The 22,610-nt window shown below is 47.8% G+C and carries 20 protein-coding genes and 1 pseudogene; 7 read left to right on the plus strand and 14 right to left on the minus strand.

What is annotated here, in order from left to right; translation table 11 throughout:
• Window positions 1–495 precede the first annotated feature (495 nt).
• Complete coding sequence (locus tag BOW06_RS10665) at window positions 496–1,449, minus strand: sensor domain-containing diguanylate cyclase (RefSeq protein WP_078454730.1); 954 nt, start codon at window positions 1,447–1,449, stop codon at window positions 496–498.
• 369 nt (window positions 1,450–1,818) lie between these two features.
• On the opposite strand from BOW06_RS10665, the gene BOW06_RS10670 reads away from it, so the two are divergent.
• A complete protein-coding gene (locus BOW06_RS10670) occupies window positions 1,819–2,439 on the plus strand; it encodes an alpha/beta hydrolase (protein ID WP_078453456.1) in 621 nt (206 codons plus the stop codon).
• Window positions 2,440–2,940: 501 nt separating this feature from the next.
• Window positions 2,941–4,611, plus strand: a pseudogene (locus BOW06_RS13370) (putative bifunctional diguanylate cyclase/phosphodiesterase).
• Window positions 4,612–4,897: 286 nt separating this feature from the next.
• Here the strand turns inward: BOW06_RS13370 and BOW06_RS10685 are convergent.
• Genes BOW06_RS10685 through BOW06_RS10700 form a run of 4 tightly spaced genes read right to left on the minus strand, consistent with a single transcriptional unit; the run spans window position 4,898 to window position 9,911 of the window.
• Window positions 4,898–6,121 (minus strand): APC family permease, encoded by a 1,224-nt coding sequence (locus BOW06_RS10685; protein WP_078454733.1) that lies wholly within the window; start codon window positions 6,119–6,121, stop codon window positions 4,898–4,900.
• 57 nt (window positions 6,122–6,178) lie between these two features.
• Window positions 6,179–7,231 (minus strand): glutathione synthetase, encoded by a 1,053-nt coding sequence (locus BOW06_RS10690; protein ID WP_078456575.1) that lies wholly within the window; start codon window positions 7,229–7,231, stop codon window positions 6,179–6,181.
• Complete coding sequence (locus BOW06_RS10695; RefSeq protein WP_078454735.1) at window positions 7,231–9,123, minus strand: peptidase MATCAP family protein; 1,893 nt, start codon at window positions 9,121–9,123, stop codon at window positions 7,231–7,233. The genes BOW06_RS10690 and BOW06_RS10695 overlap by 1 nt, the downstream gene beginning before the upstream one ends.
• On the minus strand, window positions 9,120–9,911 hold the full coding sequence (locus BOW06_RS10700; RefSeq protein ID WP_230208754.1) for an N-formylglutamate amidohydrolase: 792 nt from the start codon (window positions 9,909–9,911) through the stop codon (window positions 9,120–9,122). Before BOW06_RS10700 ends, BOW06_RS10695 begins: the two co-directional genes overlap by 4 nt.
• A 225-nt stretch (window positions 9,912–10,136) precedes the next feature.
• Between BOW06_RS10700 and BOW06_RS10705 the strand changes: the two genes are divergently transcribed.
• The gene (locus BOW06_RS10705; protein ID WP_078453453.1) at window positions 10,137–10,571 is read left to right on the plus strand and encodes a DUF805 domain-containing protein; all 435 of its coding nucleotides are present in this window, start codon (window positions 10,137–10,139) and stop codon (window positions 10,569–10,571) included.
• Here BOW06_RS10705 and BOW06_RS10710 read toward each other — a convergent pair.
• From BOW06_RS10710 to BOW06_RS10720, 3 genes are read right to left on the minus strand one after another with little or no spacing between them, the layout of a single operon-like run.
• Window positions 10,568–11,809, minus strand: coding sequence for an ATP-binding protein (locus BOW06_RS10710; protein WP_078454736.1), 1,242 nt, complete (start codon window positions 11,807–11,809; stop codon window positions 10,568–10,570). The genes BOW06_RS10705 and BOW06_RS10710 overlap by 4 nt on opposite strands.
• Window positions 11,806–12,417, minus strand: a complete 612-nt coding sequence (locus tag BOW06_RS13100; RefSeq protein ID WP_078454737.1) for a hypothetical protein — start codon at window positions 12,415–12,417, stop codon at window positions 11,806–11,808. The genes BOW06_RS10710 and BOW06_RS13100 overlap by 4 nt, the downstream gene beginning before the upstream one ends.
• 33 nt (window positions 12,418–12,450) lie before the next feature.
• The gene (locus BOW06_RS10720; protein ID WP_078453451.1) at window positions 12,451–13,188 is read right to left on the minus strand and encodes a class I SAM-dependent methyltransferase; all 738 of its coding nucleotides are present in this window, start codon (window positions 13,186–13,188) and stop codon (window positions 12,451–12,453) included.
• A 154-nt stretch (window positions 13,189–13,342) separates the two neighbouring features.
• On the opposite strand from BOW06_RS10720, the gene BOW06_RS10725 reads away from it, so the two are divergent.
• Window positions 13,343–14,662 (plus strand): NDP-hexose 2,3-dehydratase family protein, encoded by a 1,320-nt coding sequence (locus BOW06_RS10725; protein WP_078454739.1) that lies wholly within the window; start codon window positions 13,343–13,345, stop codon window positions 14,660–14,662.
• Between the two features lie 30 nt (window positions 14,663–14,692).
• On the opposite strand, the gene BOW06_RS10730 is transcribed toward BOW06_RS10725, so the two are convergent.
• A complete protein-coding gene (locus BOW06_RS10730) occupies window positions 14,693–15,634 on the minus strand; it encodes a glycosyltransferase family 2 protein (protein WP_078459498.1) in 942 nt (313 codons plus the stop codon).
• Between the two features lie 228 nt (window positions 15,635–15,862).
• On the opposite strand from BOW06_RS10730, the gene BOW06_RS10735 reads away from it, so the two are divergent.
• On the plus strand, window positions 15,863–16,297 hold the full coding sequence (locus tag BOW06_RS10735) for a hypothetical protein (protein ID WP_043117487.1): 435 nt from the start codon (window positions 15,863–15,865) through the stop codon (window positions 16,295–16,297).
• 141 nt (window positions 16,298–16,438) lie between these two features.
• Window positions 16,439–17,356, plus strand: coding sequence for a KPN_02809 family neutral zinc metallopeptidase (gene ypfJ, locus BOW06_RS10740; RefSeq protein WP_043117486.1), 918 nt, complete (start codon window positions 16,439–16,441; stop codon window positions 17,354–17,356).
• A gap of 88 nt (window positions 17,357–17,444) precedes the next feature.
• Here the strand turns inward: ypfJ and BOW06_RS10745 are convergent, their stop codons facing one another.
• Window positions 17,445–18,008, minus strand: a complete 564-nt coding sequence (locus BOW06_RS10745; protein WP_043117484.1) for a YSC84-related protein — start codon at window positions 18,006–18,008, stop codon at window positions 17,445–17,447.
• Between the two features lie 224 nt (window positions 18,009–18,232).
• Between BOW06_RS10745 and BOW06_RS10750 the strand changes: the two genes are divergently transcribed.
• On the plus strand, window positions 18,233–19,048 hold the full coding sequence (locus BOW06_RS10750; RefSeq protein WP_043117483.1) for a nickel-binding protein: 816 nt from the start codon (window positions 18,233–18,235) through the stop codon (window positions 19,046–19,048).
• A gap of 11 nt (window positions 19,049–19,059) precedes the next feature.
• Here the strand turns inward: BOW06_RS10750 and BOW06_RS10755 are convergent, their stop codons facing one another.
• From BOW06_RS10755 to BOW06_RS10770, 4 genes are all read right to left on the minus strand, one after another.
• Complete coding sequence (locus BOW06_RS10755; protein ID WP_052132230.1) at window positions 19,060–19,689, minus strand: TatD family nuclease-associated radical SAM protein; 630 nt, start codon at window positions 19,687–19,689, stop codon at window positions 19,060–19,062.
• Between the two features lie 49 nt (window positions 19,690–19,738).
• A complete protein-coding gene (locus BOW06_RS10760) occupies window positions 19,739–20,197 on the minus strand; it encodes a hypothetical protein (protein ID WP_043117482.1) in 459 nt (152 codons plus the stop codon).
• A gap of 160 nt (window positions 20,198–20,357) precedes the next feature.
• A complete protein-coding gene (locus BOW06_RS10765; RefSeq protein WP_052132229.1) occupies window positions 20,358–20,696 on the minus strand; it encodes a TusE/DsrC/DsvC family sulfur relay protein in 339 nt (112 codons plus the stop codon).
• Window positions 20,697–20,707: 11 nt separating this feature from the next.
• Complete coding sequence (locus BOW06_RS10770) at window positions 20,708–22,609, minus strand: DmsC/YnfH family molybdoenzyme membrane anchor subunit (RefSeq protein ID WP_043117479.1); 1,902 nt, start codon at window positions 22,607–22,609, stop codon at window positions 20,708–20,710.
• Between the last annotated feature and the right edge of the window lies 1 nt (window position 22,610).

The raw sequence follows: 22,610 nt of genomic DNA on the forward strand, positions 1-22,610 counted from the left end.
CACAGTCGGTTTGGCTATTAATCCGCCACCGTTCAGTTCACACTTCACTCTTAAGAGAGTAATAGGTCAGTCGACAAGTTGAACGACTGCTTTCGGCCAGAAGCTGTCACTCATCATAGTGGAAAACGACTTATTCGACAGATGAAGTTCAATATCTTTATAATTTTTTGAGAAATATCAATGGAGTAAATTAGCAAAAACTAATATAATGTAATTATTCCCTTGGAGGCTGGCGTCAAGTTCTAATGATCTCTTGTTGCCAGTCACTACACTCCAGGAGCATTCCTCCTATTTCGCCCCGGCGCAGACACCGGGGCATTTTTTTGCATAAAGTGGGGGACTGCTTTCGGCCAGAAGCGGACGTTCAATTTGGTTATAGATTCCTGCTTGTTCTTAATATCTGCTTTCGTCAAAAAGGTGACACGAGAGGAATGGTTTAGTCAATTCAACACGCTGACACTTATACGATCAACTGTTGAGATGCGGGTCCGGATATTAAGTCGAAATGTTACCTGTCGGCCCATTTTGAACACACACGCGGTTGCGGCCTCTATCTTTGGCCTCAAAGAGAGCCTGGTCTGCTGCATTGATGAGGTCCAAGGGGGACATGTCCGATTGTGCGTCTGGGCGTAGGGTAGCGACGCCGATGCTAACGGTAACGCACTTGGCCCGGGTGGCGTATTCATGGTGGATGTCCAGTGCCAGGATGGCAGCGCGGATTTCTTCGGCTAGTTGGCAGGCGACCTCTTTCCCCGTGTCGCCGAGAATTATGGCAAATTCTTCGCCGCCGTAACGTGCCACCAAGTCGCCAGGGCGGCGGGAAAAGTGCTTCAAGGTCTTGCCCACGCGGCGCAGGCATTCGTCCCCTGCCACGTGGCCATGATTATCGTTATAGGGCTTGAAGTGATCGATGTCGAGTAGCGCTATGGACACGGGGTGACCAAGGCGCAGAGCGCGCCGCCATTCGGTTTTTAGGAAGTCATCGAAGTGGCGGCGGTTGGCGATGCCTGTCAGGCCATCTAGCACAGCCATTTCTTCGACCCGTTGTTCGGCCAGCTTGCGTTCTGTGATGTTTTGGTGCGTGATGACGAAATGTTTAAGCACATTCTGGTCGAGCGGACGGATGTGCATCATGAACCATCGCTGCTCGTCCGGCGAATGGCAGGGGTATTCAAAATAGAATATCGGTTCTTCGCCTCTGATGACAGCTTCAATTCCAGCTAGGGCATCGACGGCATCTTGATCGCCGTTCTCCACTGAATCGCTGCAGACGCGTATGTAATTCGTATTGCGCCAGGTCTTGTCGGGTTGGCCTCTATTTTCCTCGGAAAAGGCTTTCCATGAGTGGTTGACCCATTGAACAAGCCCCTGCTCAACAATCACGGCGATCTGTTGAGTCAGGGAATTTAGAACAGATATATAGAAAGTTTCGTCATTGGTAACATGCATGAAATTTGCCTTCCAGTTGTTTCTGTGACTCCTGTCGACATAAGACTAATATAGCATCACAACTGCTGTTCAAGGGGGGAAGGATACATCTGAACACCCTAGTGGATGCCCTATTCAGAGTTGTAAGTGGACCTTAAAGACAGTCTCTTTCATGTTACAACCCCAATGTCTGCTTTGGGTCGTAAGTGGTCGTTCAGCGTGGTTAAGCAGAAAAACTACACCAAGGTCTGCTTTCGGCCAGAAGCGGACAAATAATCCAAACAATATGTACTAAAATTACATTGAGAAAGCGTTACATGAGGCAATCTGAAAGTGTACTTTTCATTATCGCTATTCATATTAATTCTGGTCGGACCATCCAACTTATTGATGGCTGATATGCCGGCAGAGTCAGCTTATCTTGATGGCGGCAAAAGTGAAATTGCACTAGTTCTTGCTCACGGTATCGAACTGAATCCAACATCTAAGGTGGTTGATCCTCTCCGAAAGGGTGTTCATCGAAGCCTTGGTTATCACACACTATCCTTGCAAATGCCAAATAAACGAACATCCTGGGATGCTTATGGCGCATATTTCCCTGAAGCATATGCAACGATAAATGAAGGTGTTAAATTTCTAAAAGAAGAGAAAGGTGTAACAAAAATATATCTACTTGGTCACAGCATGGGAGGCCGAATGATATCTGCTTATGCTGCAGAATATGATGATGAAGCATTTATGGGGCTAATTGTTGCTGGGTGCTTTAATAATGGTCCCCGAGTTCTTTCATGTAAATCAAGCCTGAAAAAAGTAAAACTTCCAGTATTAGACATTTGGGCTGGTGGCGATCAGAGAGACCGTAGTGCCGCACAAAGCCGTCGTGGAATGATTTCTTCAACATTCAAGCAAGTGCAAATTTCAGGAGCAAATCACTCTTATGCCGGGTATGAAGATATGCTTGTTAAGACTGTTGTGAATTGGCTGAAGTCTGAAATAAATAAAGATGAATAATTGGACATTAATCAGAATGTCCTCTTTGGGTCGTTAGTAGCCGTTTAACCTGAGAGGCTGTATCGGAACTCCACAAATGACTGCTTTCGGCCAGAAGCGGACATTTAGTGTCATCAAATATTGTGTCAAAAACTCTCTTTTTTTTTAGTTGACTGCAATTTAGTAGGCTGTAGATATTGTGGTATAAGTATCTGCACATAAGTATAAAGTTTCCCGCCTAGTGGAAATATTATGACCATCTCAAATGTTGGCGGTACTATGCAAAATCAATATGCAGATCGATCACCATACTTATTACTATTTATCGCAGTAGTTCTTACTGTTTTCAGTCTCTCTATATTATGGGAATTCTGGGCAGAACCTTTTTTATTTTCGACATTAGGAGAAGAATCAAATGATGAAAAGTGGCGTTATGTATATACCACGTCCTTTTTTGTAGTATTGTCATTGATTCTTCCAACCTGGCTTCTTTGGCGCAAGGAACAAACCAGCTTGGAAATGATGGAAAATTTGAGTCGCGCAGCAGCAGTCTATGCACAATCGAGGGACGGGATCATGATCACTGATCATAAAGGCCGTATCTTGTCTGTCAATCAGTCATTTACAGAGCTAACCGGGTTTTCTGAGAATGACATTGTGGGGAATAATCCCCAAATTCTAAGATCATATCAGCACGATGAAAATTTCTTCAGTCAAATATGGGAACAGGTTCAGACGGAAGGTTCTTGGCAGGGTGAGATTTGGAACCGAAAAAAAGATGGAGAATTATTTCCAGTATGGGAAAGCATCAGCGAGGTGCGAGATAGTGCAGGAAGCTTGATCAACTATGTGGCTATTTTCTCAGATATCAGCTCCATAAAGGACACCCAGAAAAAGCTTAAGTATCAAGCTAATCATGATGCACTAACTTCTCTACCTAACCGTAACCTTTTTCAGGAACTGCTTGAACATGCTTTGCAAAATGCAAAGCGACAATCTGACTGCCTTTCAGTGATGTTTTTAGATCTTGATAACTTCAAACATGTCAATGATAGTCTGGGTCATCATACTGGTGATCTGTTACTGTAAGAAGCTGCCGGACGGTTGAAAGAGAGTCTTCGGGAAATTGATGTCGTGAGTCGGCTCGGAGGTGATGAATTCCTGATCCTGGTGGAAAAAGTCCATAGCCAAACAGATGCTGCACGAATCGCACAAAAGCTATTAATGGTGTTAGATTCGCCTTTTAATATCAATGGCCGTCAATTAACAATCAGTGCCAGCATTGGCATTAGTATGTTCCCGGATGACGCGAAAACTGCTTCGATATTAATCCAGCATGCTGATATGGCCATGTATAAGGCAAAAGAACGTGGCAAGAACTACTATTATTTTTTCAAACAAGAGTTATCAGACAGGGCTACGCAGAGATTTCAGGTAGAATCAGATCTGCGCCATGCGATCCAAGACAAACAGCTTGTGGTTTTTTATCAACCACAGTACTCGTTATCGAATGGCCGATTAACAGGTCTGGAGGCGCTGTCTCGCTGGACACATCCAGAAAGAGGTACGATCTCTCCCGATGAGTTTATTCCAGTTGCGGAAGAAAGCGGTCTGATCATTCCCTTGACTGAATGGATGATCGAGCAGGCTATCATTGATTGGAAAGATCTAGTTACGAACTTGAAGTCGATTCCTCAACTTAGTATAAATATCTCTAGCCATTGTTTTCATATGCATGGCTTGGTCTCACTTGTAAAAGAACTCATTGACCGACACGATATTGTGGCTAGCCACTTGGAGCTTGAGATCACTGAAACATCTCTAATGCAAAATGCAGATAGAGCATTTAACATCCTTGTTGATCTGAAAAAATTAGGGGTACATATTGCCATTGATGACTTTGGAACAGGTTACTCTTCACTAAGTTATCTTCAGAAATTTCCGATTGATACTGTGAAGATTGATCGTTCATTTGTGAAAGAAATCGTACATCAGCCTGATGTGGCCACTATGGTTTCAGCAATCATACGCATGTGCCACACTCTTGGATTAGATGTCATCTCTGAAGGTGTGGAATCTATTTCCCAGATGGCAATGCTGACCGAACAAGGTTGTGACATAGTTCAGGGATATATATACAGTCAACCTATACCACCAGAAAAAGTGACGATCCTACTGCAGCGAGAAATCTAAACTTATCTGTGAAATCGGTCATGTGTAACCCAGCCATCGCTCAGTTCACGCTTCATATCATGATAGCTGGTAGAGCAGTCAGCAAGTTAAATGTCTGCTTTGGGTCGTTAGCTGCTGTTTAGCCTGGTTGGTTCAGAATGTCCTGCCTGTTGTCTACTGAGAGATTCTGCTGCTGGTTTGATTGAGAAATTACGGGGAGCAGATATTGCAAAGGAGTCTGATGCTGGTTTGGATGGGACATTCCCGAAACTGATAATCAAAATAGCTGAAAAATGGCCCGTCAAAATCAGGTCAGCATGCGCCAAGCCTCTGCAATCAGCAGGCCCGACGACATAAGCACACCAACCACACCCCAATAACGCCAACGTTTCAAGACTGTGGCCGTCTCTTGCCGACTGCCGATAATCCACAAGGAGAGGTTGACCGAGGTGAATACCACCAGGATGACGATACTGGTTGCCTGTGCCAGGTGAACCAGGGGGAAACCCAGGGCGAGTATCACAATCAGCAGGGTGACCAGCGCAATCGCACGTCCTGGAGTGCGGCGTTGCTCACCAACCTTGCCAAACCATGAGGGAATCAAGCCTTCACGAGCCATTCCGTAGGTCACGCGACTGGCCATGATGATCTGTATCAGGATGCCGTTGACCATTGCAATGGAGGCAAGCACCGCAATCGGCTTTCCGCTCAATCCGGTTACCGCTTCGAAAAGTACCGCGAGTGGTGCGCTGCTGCTGGTGAGGGCCTCGCGGTCGGGTAATGCAACTGCAATTGTAGAAATCAGTGCATACAAGACCACTGTGATCAGCAGGGTGAGGATAATTGCCTTGGGCATGACTCTCTTCGGATCAATTGTCTCCTCTGCCATATTGACCATGTCCTCAAAGCCAATAAAGGCAAAGAAGGCAATAATGGTTGCTGAGAATACCGCCGCCCAGGCTACGGCATCCGAGGGTGGCGTCACAACCTTCAATAACAAAGGTGCATCTGTCAACAAGGGGGCTCCAGAAAGGGCGATTACAATAAGTGATCCGACTTCCAGTACCGTAATGACGGCCGCGAAAATCACGCTCTGTTTCACACCCATCCATGCCACTATTGATAACACCAGTAGTACGCCGAGAACCATCACTGTCTGTGGAATAGGCAGAAGTGTGCCCAAATACCCACCAAATGCGATTGAGACGACCGCGCTGGAAATAATGGCGGTTAAGGTAATACCCAGGCCAACTATCCTTCCGGCCATCGCTCCCATTCCAATCTTGACGAACACAGCTTCACCGGCGGCACGCGGATAGACACTGACCAGCAAGGCATAAGACCACCCGGTTGCCCCGGCAATCAGACCTGCCAGCAGGAATGCCTGGGGTGCGTGGTCGCCAGCCAATCGCACGATTTCACCAATCAGTGCAAAAATACCGGCGCCTATCGTTACACCCAGGCCGTAAAAGACCAGGAGGGGGATCCCCAGGGCGCGTCGTAATCTGGTTGTGTCTGTTTTTATGTTCATCGACTGAGTGTTGAAAGTACGATCATGTTTACAGGGTGATTACACATTTAGACATCCTTATAGTGTTGCCAGTTTCACGTTGTCGAAACTACCGGGATTGTTACGCAAGTACTCGACTTTTCGTTCGAGTGACAGGATGATTTCACAACAAAAATGGCACTCTTCCATCTGCCCCATACTCATCAGTCCACCGGGACTGAAGACGTTAATCTCCATGAGTTTGTCACCGACAATATCCAGGCCGACGAGGAACATACCATCCTGTATCAGCTTGGTGCGCACAGATTCAGCCAGTGCCAGTATGGTCTCGTCAATCTGCACCGGTACAGCCACGGCACCGGCAGTGATGTTGCTGCGCATGTCCCAGTCACCTTTTTTACGCTGCCTGCGGAAAGCTGCGTACTTGCCCTTGCTGCATAGCGGATCACCATTCATCAGGAACAGGCGGATATCACCATGGCTTGCATCGGGAAGATATTCCTGTGCAATGACATAACCTTCGCGTGAGACGGCCTCGATCATCTGGTTGATATTGGGCTTGTCTTCCGGCTGAACCAGGAAGACGTTTCTGCCCCCGGACCCAGTGATGGGCTTGAGGACACCACGTCCGCCTTCTTCATCGATGAAAGCCTTGATCTCATCTTTGTCACGGCTAATCAAAGTTCGTGGACGGACTTCTTCAGGAAAGTACTGCAGATACATCTTGTTGACGGCATGGGTCAGGCCGTTGGGGTCATTTAATACGATAACACCATGCTGCATGGCCAATCGCCCGAAATTAATGCCTGCCAGGCGTGCCCAGGGGCGATCCATGACATCTTCTGCCGGGTCATTGCGCAACATCAGAACATCCAGGTCTGTGACGCAGATACGCTCCTGGTAAGCCGACTGGCTACGCAGAGACTCAAGATACACGCGCAGGGAACGGTATTTTTTATCAGGTACACGCCGTGCGCGTGCATACACGTAATGATCGGGGGCATAGTCGAATTCCGCTACATCGATATACCAGACTTCATGCCCCATGTTCGTGGCCCTCATGGCCATGACGGTGGTGGTATAGTCTGACACCTCGGTGTTGATATTATTAACGACCATCGCAAGGCGCATCACAAGACCTCCTTCATCAGGTCGATTACCGTTGCTCCCTGGCGCAGGTGTTCGAGTCGTGTGGCTGTTTCAGCTTTATCAAAGAGGAATGCCGGACGCAAGCGTGGTGCTATCAGTACCTGTCGCCACTGAAGTTCCTCGATCAACGGCAGGTAATCGTAACTGATCTTGCCAAGATACAAACTCTCCAGGTCTCCGCCGCGAACCAGGTAGCCCAGAATCTGTGCGAGTCCCTGCAGGTAGACCTTGTCTTTTGTATAACCGCCGCCTCTGAATACGCGCATGGTGATTGTGAATGCAGTCGAAGGATCAACCTCGTAATTCCTGTGCAGGCTGCGGAATGTCTCGATAAAATCAGCGCCCTCGGTGATCATGTGTACGGCCAATACCCTGCATGCCAGCAAGCGCAGGCGCGACTGCCCAAGGCCACCAACAAGATATTCTGCCAGTACGGCCAGGCCCTCCTGCATGGATTCATAACCTGCCATGCCTGCATAGAGTTCCCGGAAGGGTTGCTGACTGCCATTGTAGTGGGTCAGCACATGTGTGCCGATTTCATGCGCAAGTGTGGCCTTGACTCTTGCATTCGGTACTTTTGCATCTGTGCCAACCAGGAAATTGCCTTTTGATACCATGATTCCTGGCACATCCTCACGCAGTTCTACCTGCGCGGGCAGGGCGGCATCCTGTTGCCGGTAATATTCGATCTCCTGTCGTGCGCATTCTGCGAACTCTGAGGCAGACATATAATCTGCATCGCTACTGCTGTCGTAGTTGGTTATCTCCATGCCAAGCATCTGCTTTGCGAGTTGCAACAATTCATCATCGACATCACCAAACAGCTGGCGACTGCCGAGCAGGAAACGGTTGCTATTGCGATCGGCAACCAACGTGAGCTGTCGATCCAGCTCTTCCCGCTTCTGGGAAAAGATATGCGCCAGCGTCGGATCTTCGATCCGTTCGAGGGGAATGCTAAAGAGTTCGCGCTTCATCAGGTCAGGATCGATACTGCGAGGGCGATACAGGAATCCAGGTGGATCTTTAAACTTCGAGTGCTCGAATGCTTGCCACGCAGCCTGTGCATTAGTTGGTGTGACATGCAATAGTAAGTCAAAGCGGTTACTGATTTGGGCTAGCATTTCATCTGTTTCGTAAACCACACGGGTCATTGAACGCTGACCCAGTTCCAGGTGATGCTCGGGGCTCAATGGGGTGCAATGACGCGCGAAGGCGAAGAAGGTACGCTTGAGTTCGTGGGCAAGGGTGTGGTGAAACCTGCGCAGGCGAAACGGCAGTAGTGTGTTGGTGTCTTCATCGCGGTAGATGGGTCTGACTTCGAGCCCGACGTGCAGACAGTCAAGCTGCTCGAGTTCCAACCCTGTTAACAATGGCGGTAGTTGCGCTGGATTGATTTCGTCCTCGTAGCTGATTGTCACCTCTGTGACAGAGTCATCGATACGGGCATTCAGCAGCGCGTTTTCCATCTCATCCAGAAATTCCGCCGATACCCCGTGCCGGGGTGCAATGATACGAAAGGTCGGTTTCCGTGTTTCGTCATTGACCTCTTCACCGGACCAGAGTTCCAGCAGCAGGCAGGCACCGAATTTTTCGTGCTGGATGGTAAGAATTTCTTTTATCAGCCTGGCTAGCGATGCATGGTGTTCAGGCCTGCCACTAGCCAGTATGTATGAGGCCTCACCCAGCAACAGGCGTTCAGTGCCGAGGTCGGCGTACGTTGCGGGCTGTCGATATAACGCCAGGAACGGCAGTTGGCGATCGATATGAATACGTCCGCCATCGTGCAGCTTTTCCCGTACAGGCTTATTACGTTGAAAGGCATTGGTTACGGAGCCTATGAGCGCATCACTAATGTAGTCTGAGCTTGTGTTCATCGGACTCTCTTCAGCTCTTCCAGAATGCCGGGTATCGTTGATTTCAAGGCGTCCTGTATTGCCTGGATTTGATCAATATCGCCAACGCCTGTCCACTCATCCATGTAGAATTTCTTGAACTCAACCGAGAGCACGCAGATGCTGTCGGGGTAGTTGTTATGAATCCACCCGGCCAGTTGTCGGCCCTTGAACTTGACGTTTTCACGCACATCAAGATGTCGGCCGAGAAAATCGTAAGCATGCAGATCGGAAATGAAGCGCATAATGATCGGCAGGCAACGCTCTCGATCTATCATCGTGCCTGTTCCCACGTTCACTTCCGGGTTTCCGGCAGGGTCTGCGGGCGGTCCCTCCGGTCCTGCGCGTCGATAGTTGTATGCATGCAGATCGAACACAACGATGTGTCCGAAATGGTCCACCATTTTGTCCAGCAGGTGTCTCAACTCCGCATAGAAGTCGTCATATTCTTCCAGAGAGCGGTTGATCAGCTCCTGTCCCGGAGGCTCTTTCCACAGGTGAAGTCCCCAGGCCATTTCGGGGCTCGTGTAGACAGCTTCGTCACGAGGTCGGTTCAGGTCTACTTCAAAACGTGAGTGGTCAGGAACCAGCCAGGTAGGCACGACCTTGGCAAGGTAGTCCGTGTAAGGGTCCTCTTCATGTGCGCGTTCAGCATCACTCAGGGCGAGCAGTGGCAGCAATTCGTGTCGGACTTTGTGCCCGGCATGAATAGCAGTCGCCATGAGCGGACTTTCACCGGAGTGTTCTATCCAGATTTTGTTATCGAGCATGCCTCTTCCTTTTATAGCCGGTCAGGATGCTTGAGCACTACATGACCAGCCAATGGGCGATTCGGTTGCCCCCGGTCAAAAATTCTCTATATCTACTAATAGTATAGGAAATCTATATGATTCCTTATAGCTGATAATCAGTTAAGTATAGTCAACATGGACATGAGGGTTTTCCACTCATATACTCAATCTGAGTTGGAATAAAAATATTCAAAAGGTGTTCAGGTGCTAAAGGTATTATTTAAGGACTTGCATGACGGCAGGCTTCAGCGACTTCAATTTCTTGGCTACACCATCCTTTTGTGGCTATTCGCATTTGCTATCTTTGTTCTCATGGTGGCTGCTATTGGCGCTGGAGAGCACCTCATGGGTGGCAATCTCCAGCAAGCACAGGAAAAACTGTTCGCCAGCTTTTCGATACCGGTATTTATAGGCTTGGGCATTGTCATGTTGCTATTCAGTTTTGCCCATATGAATTTATACGCCAAACGCATTCGTGATATCGGCCTGCCTGGCTGGTGGGGTGTATTGGTCATCATCCTGTTGAGTATCGCTCTATCCTTGCTGGTGTCAGCACAGTTCTCAAATGGAGTGGGTACACTGATATGGCTTGCTCTTTTACTGATCCCTACGGATACGTTTGAACAAGTTGTATCTTAATTCGAAGTGACTGAGGTAAATCGAGAATGCGGCGATCCTGCCAGGTTGGATCGATACCTCAAAACCAGGTCGTTTAGAGTCTTTTGCATCGATTCGCTCAGCGGTTGTCCGTGTTCCAGGTAATCGGCTTGAGAACAATGCTTTCGGATAAAATCTGCAATCTCTGAAGGCAGGCTGCCGGGAATCAGTGCGAAATCAAATTTGTCTAGAGGGAGTCCATCCTGAACGATACCCTCCTTACTTGCGCTTGCCACAAGTGCTTCGCATGCAGGATCAAAAATCAACGAGTTAACACGGACATTCAGAGTGTCAGACGATTTCCCCCTGGGGTGCTTGCCGAGAAAAGTTTGTGATGCGGTTGCCTGGCCAACACACAGATTGGCATCCTGTAATAATGTAGCAACCTGCTTGGCTGATTCGGGGGGCGCTTCTATAAGCAGTATTGTAGGTATCCTTCCGTCATTGCCTGACGGAAACATTCTGTTCAACTGCTTTTCTGCACGTATATAGCACAATACTCCGGGAGTCTGGTTGACTTCAATGACAGCGCACGATGACTCTCTCCATGACTTGCTAATGTCCTCTGTGATGAAATCAATTCCGATGGCGTTCATACGAAAAGCGCGCGCAATTGCCAGGGCCATGTATCGATTATCCGGGTGAATACGAGGCATCACATCTTCCATCGTCCCTCCCATTGAGACGTTGGCGACACTGCGCAAGTTAATCGCCTTGCCTGGTGCGGGAACGGAATCGTAACTTAGTCCCATTTTCGCAAGCAGTTCATCCATTGCGGCATCCTGCATAATGGCTTTTTTGTCAATGTCTCCCTTTCGACGTAAGTTCTCTTGCCCAATCAGCGTGGCGATAGAATGTACACCGTCGCCAATGACCCGTGCAGGATATCTTGCCATTACCCATAATAGTTCACCGCCGAAGACCGCTAACCTGTGATCAGTGCCTTTTACGTACTTCTCAATGATGACGCCGCGGGGGGATATGCTCGCAGCCAGTTTGAATGCTGCGACTAACTCATCAGGATTATCTATTGATGTGGTGATTCCTTTTTCCATTCCTGCAGATATTGGTTTGGTTACCACGGGATAGCCAATTAGAGCGGCTATTTTGGCTGCGTGGTCGGGGTTTCTGGCTACTTCATGAACAACGCCAGGAAAACCGAGGCGGTTGATTAACTCATTTGAGTAGACTTTGTTTCTACACAGTATATCTCCAGTCAACGAGTCAAATTCATCGGCTGCAGAGCGGTAGTGTCTACCAAGACTGCCTTGTCCATACTGCCAGATATTGCCCCCAGAGAAATTGGATAGGTAGGAATGCCTCTTGAGAGAGCGACGGTCAATAATATATTGGCTGTCTTGGAGTAATGCAGGTTCGCTACTTGTCGCTGAAGATTAGCAATGGGGTTAGGTACTAATTTGTTGATGCCCGGGTGTCCCGTGACAATTAATGAGAAAATCTCATTGGTCAGAGCCATGGAAGAACGAAGAATCAAGTTCGCTGTATTCGAATGAGTATGGCATAGAAAAATCCATGCTCTTTGGTTATTCCCGATTTGATAACCGGAGATGCACTTGTGATCGCAGACTGCCACCGGTTGACGGAAATATGACACGATTTCGGTATACAAATCGACGAAAGAGAGTTCGTTTTCAGGTTGATTACCTGTCCACAAACTTCTACCTTGATGGCTATCCAGTTTTTTCCATTGCTTGTCGATACTATCGGCAGACAAAGTTTCGTTAAATGGCGGTTCAAACTCAACGACTGCACCAGCAGAGTCAGCAAACTTGTTTGGGCCATGGAAGAGTTCTATTTTTGGATTCATATAATCGGAGAAATATCTATCAGATTATTTAAACTACAGTTTTTTTGCGACTACCGTCATTAACTGCCACCTCAGGCCATATTTGCCGTCCTGTAACTTATCGATCGGCAGGAAGGATTCAATTTCATCAACTGAGCTATGAGTGTCTGGTTTAGAGATATCAAATAGCATGTTGCAAAATTCAGGTATTTCCAGAAGAGTTGAGAACTTCCAGTGGAAATGACTGTTTTCTGTCGACTCTATAGTCCAACCGGTTTCTTTCAGTTCGGTTAAGGTGGCGTCATCTAAATAGTTTCCCTCGTGACCAGTGCTGTTAAATTTTCCAACATAATCATCCAGGAAAATGGCAACATCAGAGTTCCTGGCGACGTCTGACAATATAAAATAACCACCTGCTTTCACGGTCCTGTATAACTCCCTGAACAATGGGCGCTTATCATCCATATGATGTACCCCTGCAAGACTCATGGCAACATCTACTGTTGAATCACTCCAGGGCAGGGGGAGCAATGAAGGGGTGGGAGTATGAAGTGTTTGGCTTTCGCTAAAACCTGCACATGGTTCATGGCAAAGTAATTGGCATTCATCAGGAAGATAGTGCTTGAGGTATCCTCCTCCCGCAGGCACATCCGCTACTACCATCCCGGGCTTGAGCACCACGCGATCGATCAACTGTTTGAATTCTTCATCACGTGCATGTGGAAAGCGCCTCATAGCTTCATCGTACGGCTTTGCCCTTGAGTGAAATATTTTTTCATAGCTTTGTTTCATATGATTTTATATTAACGAATATGATGTGAATATGATGAGTGATATCATTATTCAATAAGTTCATAAACACTCGTGACATGGCATATTGAATCATAAAAGATCGCTAGGGTTTGTGAACAGTTATTTTCTGAACTGACCTGGTAATGAGAGTGTTATGCGAAATAAACTTCCCTCTGTTTCGAGTATGAAGTCAGCTCTTGAAAGTCGGAAGAGTGGTTTTTCTATTCGAAAAATACAGTTCAGTGAGTGCGAGGCGTGGGATTTTGAAAAGGGAGCCTTCAAGCATAAATCTCATGGATATTTTGATCTAATTGGTGTTGGCAGGTTAAATGAAAGACTCGTTAGCCGAATTTATCTCTATCAGCCTCAGTCCGCGTTTAATGGATTACTCGAATCCAGTATTGAAGGTGAAACCAGTTTCCTGATCCAGGCACGTACGGAACCAGGCAATGAGGGGATGGCTCAGTTTGGCCCGACAGTTCAGTCAACACCGGCCAATTATCAACGATTACATGGTGGGCGATCGACACCATACCTGGAGTTTTTCTTCTCATACCAGCCCGGTAGCCAATCTGTCTGTGAATCAACACAACTCGACCTTGGCGAGCGCTATATTCATAAAACGAAACGTCTTAACTATGTTCGTGCAAACATAGATGTCATATCTCAGGAAAATTATTACTGGCTGCCAGCATCATTAGTACCGGAAGCTGTCACTGAGAGCCTGTTGTTGGATACAGACCTGCGCTCAATGATTTCTGTCATGCCCTGGGAAAGAGTGTTGGAAACACGTGATGTGGGCTCCAGCACATTTGTTTCCTTTCTTCGTGCCAGTCTCGGAACTCCTGTTCGTGACTCAGTGATTGGTGAGATAACCGCAAAAATAGCTTCTCATTCTCTGCCCATTAGCTTCTGCAACCTTGAGCAGTTGGAAAACTGGCAGTTCACCGACAATCAATGGAGTGATGTCCATTCGAGCCAGGGTTTCTCTGTTGAAATGTTTCATGTAGAAGCACCCGGGAGGGAGGTTGAACAGTGGCAACAGCCATTGATTAATAGTCATTCTAAAGGACGTTCTGTCCTGGTTTGCCGGATCCGCGATGGTTTGCTGGAATTGCTTTTAGATGTACACAATGAAACCGGGCTTGTAACTGGTGCTGCAGTATTCCCAAGCTTTCTACGTTATCCTGGACAACATGCTGATGAGCATGAGGACCGCTTTGATGATTACCTCGACTCAGAGGGTGCCCAATTGTTGCTTAATACCACTGAATCGGAAGAGGGTGGTCGATTTTACAGGGATATCAACGGTTACGAGATCATCTTGATTGAAGGGAGACAAGAGTATTTTGGAATTGATTCATCGAGCTATTACTGGGCCAGGGTAAGTGAACTCAAGAGATTACTTAATCTCTCGAATTGTTGCTCCATCCAACTACGCTGCATTGCTTCTCTCCTTCTTGGTTTGAAATGATCGGCATTGTCAAAGTGTCAGCTATTGCTCTTATTCAATTGGTGTCCAAACTGGGCGCATATTCTGGTTAAGTAACCTGTTTCTGATATTGCTCCACTTGTCCATGTTTAGAATAATGGCCTGGACTAATAACGAGCTTGCTTGTTTGTAAACGTCTTTACTTATGAGACTCTTTTTTGCCGCCAGGCCAAGGGTATCCAGCATGTAATGACGCTGCATTAAATGATTGCCAAAGAAACTTTCGGCATACGCATCCTCATTCTCAGAGAATGCAATCCAGCGCCTGAATTTCTGCCCGTGATGCTGTCTTATATTGAGTAGCGGGTGATCAATATAATGAACACCATTGAGTAGTGCTGCCCTGAATGGCAGTATCCAGTCAGTTGTTACCGCCGATCGATTAGGATCAATATCACCAAAAATATCAAATACATCGCGAGTCCAGGCGAGGGTAGCCCCGGCGATATTCTTGCTCCGACCATTCTTGGCCTGAGAGAGCAGACTGTTATCGGGCAGAATATCAGAATCAAACATTCGCCAGGGTTTAGTTGCCTCTTCCTGATTTGTTATAGCAGGATCTATAAAGTGAATTGCATTACTAGCGATCAAGCTTGCCCCGGTTTCTTGCCAGGCACTGACGATAGTAGCAACTCTCTCTGGCATACTAATATCGTCACCATGAGCAATGACAACCAGTTCTCCAGATGACAAAGCCATTATTTTATTGTAATGACTTATGCCGAGATTATTGGTGTTACGGTTCACAATCACCTTGTGATTGCCATCGTAGCCTTGCAGTCTTTCCTTGATTATGTCGAAAGTTCCGTCAGGGGATGCATCATCTGAAATCAATATTTCCAGGTTAGAGTAGGTTTGGTTCAACAGGCTATCAATCGCCTGTCCTATGTAAGACTCTTGGCGGAAAGCCGGGAGAGCAATGGTAACTAGTGGAGGTTTTTCGTTTGATTTCATAAAGATGTTAAATGTATGACAACACAATCTAAAGCGATCTAAAGCAGCTTCTCTTCAGCCGAATTAACGTCATTATAGTATCAGATTATCAGCTGAAAGGCACTTTTCCCCGGATAACTCCTCTTTGGTTTAAAATATAGACAGAACCTGCTAACAGTTGCCACAGAGATGGTTGTGGTGCTGTCAATGTGATTTAGGCTGTATATGCATTGGCAGGAGAAGACACAAATGAGCCTGTTAATTGACACACTTCGGAAAGAGAAGGCTGAGCTTGAGGCTGTCAGGCATAGGGCACGAAGTACCCGACGTGCAGCTCGTGCGAGGCACCTCACTGAGAAGCTGATGAAGGACCTGGCTGAGCTTGAACCGAAACTGGCACCCAATGGTGATATTCATATATGCGACGGCGAGAATTTCTACTGTCGCATTCTGGTTGATGAAAGCGGATACCGTCTTGCACGCTATGAGGATACTGATGCCTCGGGTGCGGCATCGACCTTTACGTCGGATCATGAGGACAGGGAGAGGCTGATTCGCTGTGTTATTGATCACCTTCCCCATGATATGGTGCAGCGACTGTCGATGAGAATTGAACCAAGAACACCGCTCCAGGTTTTTGCCGACAAGTTGATCGACAGCTGGCATAAACTGAAATCCCTTTAAGATCCCGTTATCCCTATTTTTACGTCGCTATCTAAATAACGCGACATTATGCGTGATATATTGTCTGCATTCAGTCTCTTTCAAGTCGTATAACAACAACGTAAAATCACAGTAGATATTAATCAGTTAAGGAGCCTCCTGATGCGTTGGCGTACAAATCGGCGTAGTAGCAATGTCGAAGACAGGCGTGGCATGCGCACAGCCGGAATGAGAGGGCTTGGCGGAGGCGACGGGGGTATTCTCAGGCTGCTGCCTGTTGCAATCAGGTTTCTGGGTATTAAAGGGACCATGATTGCTGTCGTTGCAATCCTGGCTTTCGGCTTCTTTACCGGGAATTTGCAGCAGATCCTGGGTGGTGGTTCGTTTGAGACCACGCAACAAGAGACACCTTCCAAGACAGTCAGCCAGAGTGCGGAAGAGAAAGAGCTGGTAGAGTTTGTATCCGTTGTCCTCGCCGATACAGAGGAGACCTGGCATGAGATCTTTCAGCAGTCAGGGAATACGTACCAGGAGCCTCGCCTTGTTCTCTATCGTGGTGCAGTGCAGTCCGGTTGTGGATTTGGCTCTGCCCAGATGGGCCCATTCTATTGCCCGGCTGATCAGAAGGTCTATATTGACCTCGGCTTCTACGATGATCTTGCCAAGCGACATAACGCACCCGGTGATTTTGCCCAGGCCTATGTTCTTGCCCACGAGGTTGGCCACCATGTACAGACGCTGACCGGAATCTCGCAACAGGTTCAAAAGGCAAAGCAGGGAGTGAATAAAACTGATGCAAATAGACTGTCAGTCATGCAGGAGTTGCAGGCAGACTGTTTTGCGGGTGTGTGGGCGCACCATGCTGATAAATCAAGACAACTGCTAGAGGCCGGTGATATTGAAGAGGGGCTTGCTGCAGCAAGTGCGATTGGTGATGACCGCTTGCAGAAACAGGCAAAAGGATATGTCACACCGGACTCATTTACTCATGGAAGCTCTGAACAGAGGGTGAGGTGGTTCAAGATCGGTTTGAAGAAAGGCACTTTCAAGGGTTGCGACACTTTTTCAGTAATGAATTAATCGGTGCATGTTGTAGCTATATAAAAAAGCCGGTCATTCTCTGTCGAGAGATGACCGGCTTGATTATGCTGTGATACAGCCAGGCTATTTATTTTGGCGAATAGGTGAACTTCTGTCCGCCGATACTGGCTTCATACATCAGGCCGCCTTTCGCAACTGTAAAAGTTGCCATGCCCTTGTGGTAGTGACCAGTCGTTGTCGCATCGTGTTGCCCACCGCTGACACCTGCGGAAGAACCGGTTGTTGTTGCCGCAGCAGAAGCACCTGCCGTGATGGCAACGGCTGTAGCCTGCGCGCCAAATTCAAAGTTACCACTAGTGAACTCATCGAAGGCACGTTTGTCCTTGAAGAAAATCATCTGGCTGTATGCCTGTCCACCCAGTTGAAAACCGATTGTGACCTGAGTGACATCAGTATTTCCTACATATGTCCCTTGTTCATAGACACGACCTTTGCCATAAGCACCACCTATACCGATTCCTCCCTTGCCAATCGTTGGGAAGACTGCATAGCCATAACTTTTTTTGAAGTATTTACTACTTTCTACGGCAGCTTTAAACACACCGATCGTATCTTGATATTTGTCTGCGAAGGCATTGGTCGTCGGCATGAATAAAATCAGGCCGATAATCAGATATGCAATTCTTTTCATTTTTTTCTCTCCTATCTCTTGGTAATTATTAGACCATTCATTATGTATTAGGTTTACATATTAAGGTAGCACAACTAAAGAGCCGCGCTACATTAAGTAATGCGTGGTAAAGCTCTTATTTACTAATATTCCAGTTACTACAAGATTTCTTGTTTTCTGGCACAGAAATGTGAAATATCTCCTATCCTTGATAGGGACTCGATCAAATATTGAGGAGACTTTGCATGCCAATTTTTATGGACAGGCATTTCATTGAAGATGCCAAAAGAAGTGCCATTGCGGATGCGCATGAGAAGGACCTGCAAATCCAGGACAAGCATCACGTCAAATTTCTTACCTACTGGTTTGATGAGGCCCGCTGTTCGGCCTTCTGCCTGGTTGATGCGCCAAACAAGGAGGCAATTCAATCTGCGCATGATGAAGCACATGGTTCAGTCCCGCATGAGATCATCGAGGTCGATCCGGGAATTGTCCAGGCCTTTCTGGGCAGAGTGGAAGATCCAGTGCCGACAAATACTTCATCTGAGCCCGAGATAGACAGTGCGTTTCGGGTCATTATGTTTACCGACCTGAAAGACTCAACACTGATGACGACATTGCATGGCGATACCCGGGCCCTTCATCTTTTGCATGTGCACAATGCTCTCACTCGAAATGAACTGAGAGAGTATGATGGCCATGAAGTGAAGCATACCGGCGATGGAATCATGGCGTCTTTCAGTTCCGTTCCCAACTCGATTGAATGTGCCATCTCCATTCAAAAGGCATTCGACTTGCACAATACAGAGAATCCGGAGGATGGGCTCTACTTGCGTATTGGCCTGAGTGCCGGTGAACCGATAGAGGAACATGGCGATCTGTTTGGTACATCAGTACAGTTGGCTGCCAGACTCTGTTCTCATGCAGAACCTGGCCAGGTTCTGATTGCGGAAAATGTCAGGGAGCTTTACGGCGATGGCTCGGTAGCCTTTGAGTCACAAGGTGGTGTAACACCGAAAGGCTTCGAGCAGGCGGTGCAGATATATTCTGCTGTCTGCTAGGGTATTGCTTCTTAACCCACTTCATCCAGTACCCTGCGGCGGAAATCGACACCAATCCTTTCGGTAATTCGCTCGCATGCGGGAATATCGACGCCCTTCAGGCCATCAATTGCGGTCATTGAAACATTCATACCGGCATTTTTTGCGCAGGCAGAAAAAGCGAGCATGGCATCAAAGGCACCGTCCAGTTTTGGCCGGGTGTGCCGGATATATAGCTCCTCATTCTGGGCATTCATCGAGATCGATAACTTGTCTACAACTGTGGCCATCTCCCCGGTTATATCACGATGATAGAGGAGGTTGGCGAGGCCATCAGTATTGATCCTCACAGGGATATCGTATTGTTTGACGTACGCAGCGATTTCCAGCAACACATCAAGACGCTGGGTCGGCTCACCAAGACCGCAAAAAACAATCTCCTTGTAACCACGTGGATCACCCATGGCCTCAATAACTTCCCCGGTAGTGGGTTCATGCTCAAGATGAAGGTCATATGACTGAACTTCCCAGGTGCGATTGTGCTTGGGACAGAAGTCACATCTCAGGGTGCAACGACTGGTGATGTTCAGGTAGCAGTTACCATGAAGTTCATAGGCAACTGTATGCAGTTGTTGAGTGAGCGTCGGTTGGCTGTCTGGCATAATCAGGTTTCTTCTCTGAATCGGTTCATTCGTCTCTGTGATTACTCATTCAGTTCACAATATCCCTGTCTGGACAGGTTGATATTCGTTCCTGTACAAACCTTGGGGACGGTTTTAGATTGCCTGGTAACTCATACAGTACTTCATCTACGATCTCGCTGGTTAATTGACTAATCTCACAAGCGTAGTCGGTGTAATTTTTTTCCGGATGCTGTTCCTTCCACTCCTTGTATTCGCTAAATTCGAAGGCCGACGCTGCACCAATTCCCACTATTGGAATGGCAACAATCGCCCTGCGTAAACGTGCTTTTGCCTTGGTTTTCATTACGGCCCTGGTCAAAGCTTTTCTATGCGCAATGGCTGTCGCAGCAGCATTGGCAGTCATCGTGGCAACCGTGGCGGACATCTGTATGCTCCAGGCTGCAAGGGAGAGAGTTGTGGTCAAGAGTGCAGCGATCAGCCACATTGCAAAGGTAATCTTTTTGAAGGACTTGAGGAGACGATTCACTATTCCAACCCTTAGTCGTGACTTATCGAAGGCGGCATGGATGCCGAAGTGTGATTATAACTCGAATTTAACAAGGTGAATAAAAGAGCTGGAGATGGCGCCTGGAACAGATAATACAAAAGGCCCGCAGATTTGTTTGCGGGCCTTTTCTTTCGTGCTGTTATAAATCGAGTAACAGTTTCAGTGGTTTGCGCATGCCTGCGATCTTGCAGGCCATTTGCCCATAGCCATAAGGGAAGAGGGAGTAGAGATACTTCCTGGTAGCCCGCTCTTTACCAAGAGTATTTTTCATCTCTTTGAGAGCATGGCGTGTTTCCGGGATGCAGGTTGTCAGGTCGTAATGATCACGAACATATTTGACTACAAACCAATGGTCATCGGTCATCTCTATTTCAAGTGTCCGGGCCAGTTGTTCAGCAACATCCTGGTTCCAGTCCTTTGGGTCCAGCAGGTAGCCTTCATTATCAAGCGGGATCTCTTTTCCGTTAATTTGCATCATACTGATTTCTCCTAGCGGCCTGTGACGACACGGGCAACATGTGCTCCCATGTCTTTGATACTGGTCTCCCTGATGGTCTGGACCAGTTCATCGAGACGGAACTTGTGGTGGCGTTCATAGGCAACACCGAGTTGTTGCATATCTGCGAGTCCTGATTCACGCGCATGTTCGACAAATCCCTTGTTCTTCCAGAAGAATGCGCCGGGCATGGTTGTCGGGATCACCAGCGCATAAAAGAGAATACGCCCGGTGTATGCCATCACTACCAAGGTTACAAGGCCAATAAGCGAAAACAGTGGCAATGAGCCCGTGGCAGCGATTGCCACTGCTATCAGCAGGTTGAGGCCAAGCAGCAGGTTGCGTAGCAGATAGCTGTAACCGAATTCGGTCGTCTGCGTGTAATGGGCAGCTGCACCTTCGTTTGAAGTGGCAGCAAGGTACTTGCTATGTGCATAGAGACCGATGCCTTCCAGCATGAGACCGGCAGCAATTCCAATGGCTACCAGCGTGATGAACTGCGAGGTTGCACCACCGCTCAAGGCAGTTACCAGCAACAAGAGTGTGCCTCCCAGGCTCAGCATGGTGCCGTAGAAACCGGTTGCCGTCTGCCAATGATCCCAGAAGGGTCGTGCAGGAATGCGGTAGAGCCTGTACATGTACCAGGAGCCCGCCAGGAATCCGATCATTCCAGTTACTGCAAACAGCTGTGAAACAAGATCACCGTAGGGGATGTCGACAACAGCAAAGAGGGCATAGCCGACAAGGCTTGCAAAGAAGAGCGATACACCGGCGATCTCTCGGCTGACCGGTGAATGGCGCAGGTTATTGAAGCCACGGTAGAAGCGGTGTGGTTTGCCAAGGTGCATATTTAGCTTGTAGAGGCCGAAAGCCATCATCAGTAGCATCACCAGCATCAACGGTAGCTGTGCTATTGATGAGTGAATCGATGAAATAGCACTGCCGGCGGTGAATGATTCCACCAGTGGAGCGATCACCAGCCACAGGAACATGCCCATCACGGCCTGCACGCTGAGGGTGAAAATAACATGTGCATTTTCATGTGAATGCAGCAGCTTGCTCCAGCCCCATGACTTAGTTTCACCGTGTTTCTTGTCGACGACCGGTTCGAACTTTCCCTCGGCATCATCACGTTGATATTTGAGTGGCATCGAGTCGACGCGCGACATGACTCGATGCGTCGTTTTCGTCTGCTGGAAGCGGATGTTCGGATTTGTGATATCTGTGCGTGGAAAACCGGGGATCTCGGTTTTTGCCTGTGTTCGATGCTCTGGAATATTCTCAATTACGCCAAAATCAAGCGCGTTACCCAGGCAGGCTGCAGCGCATGCCGGTTTGAGTCCCACTTCGAGGCGGTCTACGCACATGTTGCACTTGGATACCTGTCCCTTTACAGGATCCAGTTGCGGGGCATTGTAGGGACACACCCATGTACAGTAGCCACATCCGAAACAGATGTCCGGGTCCTGCAATACGGCGCCATACTCGGCGAACTTTGTATAGGCACGCGTCGGACACCCCTTCAGGCAGACCGGGTCGTCACAGTGATTACAGGCCATCGAAATATTGATGCGCTGGTAATCTGGAAAGCTACCACCCTCAACAAAGCCGACCGAACGAAATGCAATATGTGCCGGGTTGTCATTTTTCTCGCTACAGGCTGCCTCACAGGCATGACAGCCGATGCAGTTGTCAGCAGTGAAAAAGAAGCCATGCTGTTTGTAACGGTTCGGATTATCACCAACGGCTTCCTCACCATTAATCTGCAGGCTTTCTTCACGCAGATCGGTATTATCCGCAACGGTGTCGATAGATTTACCGTAACGGTTATGTGATTTCGTCTCTTTATCCCACAGAAACTCGTGCTGTGGTTCATCGCTTCTTACTTTATACATG

The sequence above is a fragment of the Solemya velum gill symbiont genome (assembly GCF_002020255.1).
Classification (GTDB): domain Bacteria; phylum Pseudomonadota; class Gammaproteobacteria; order Chromatiales; family Chromatiaceae.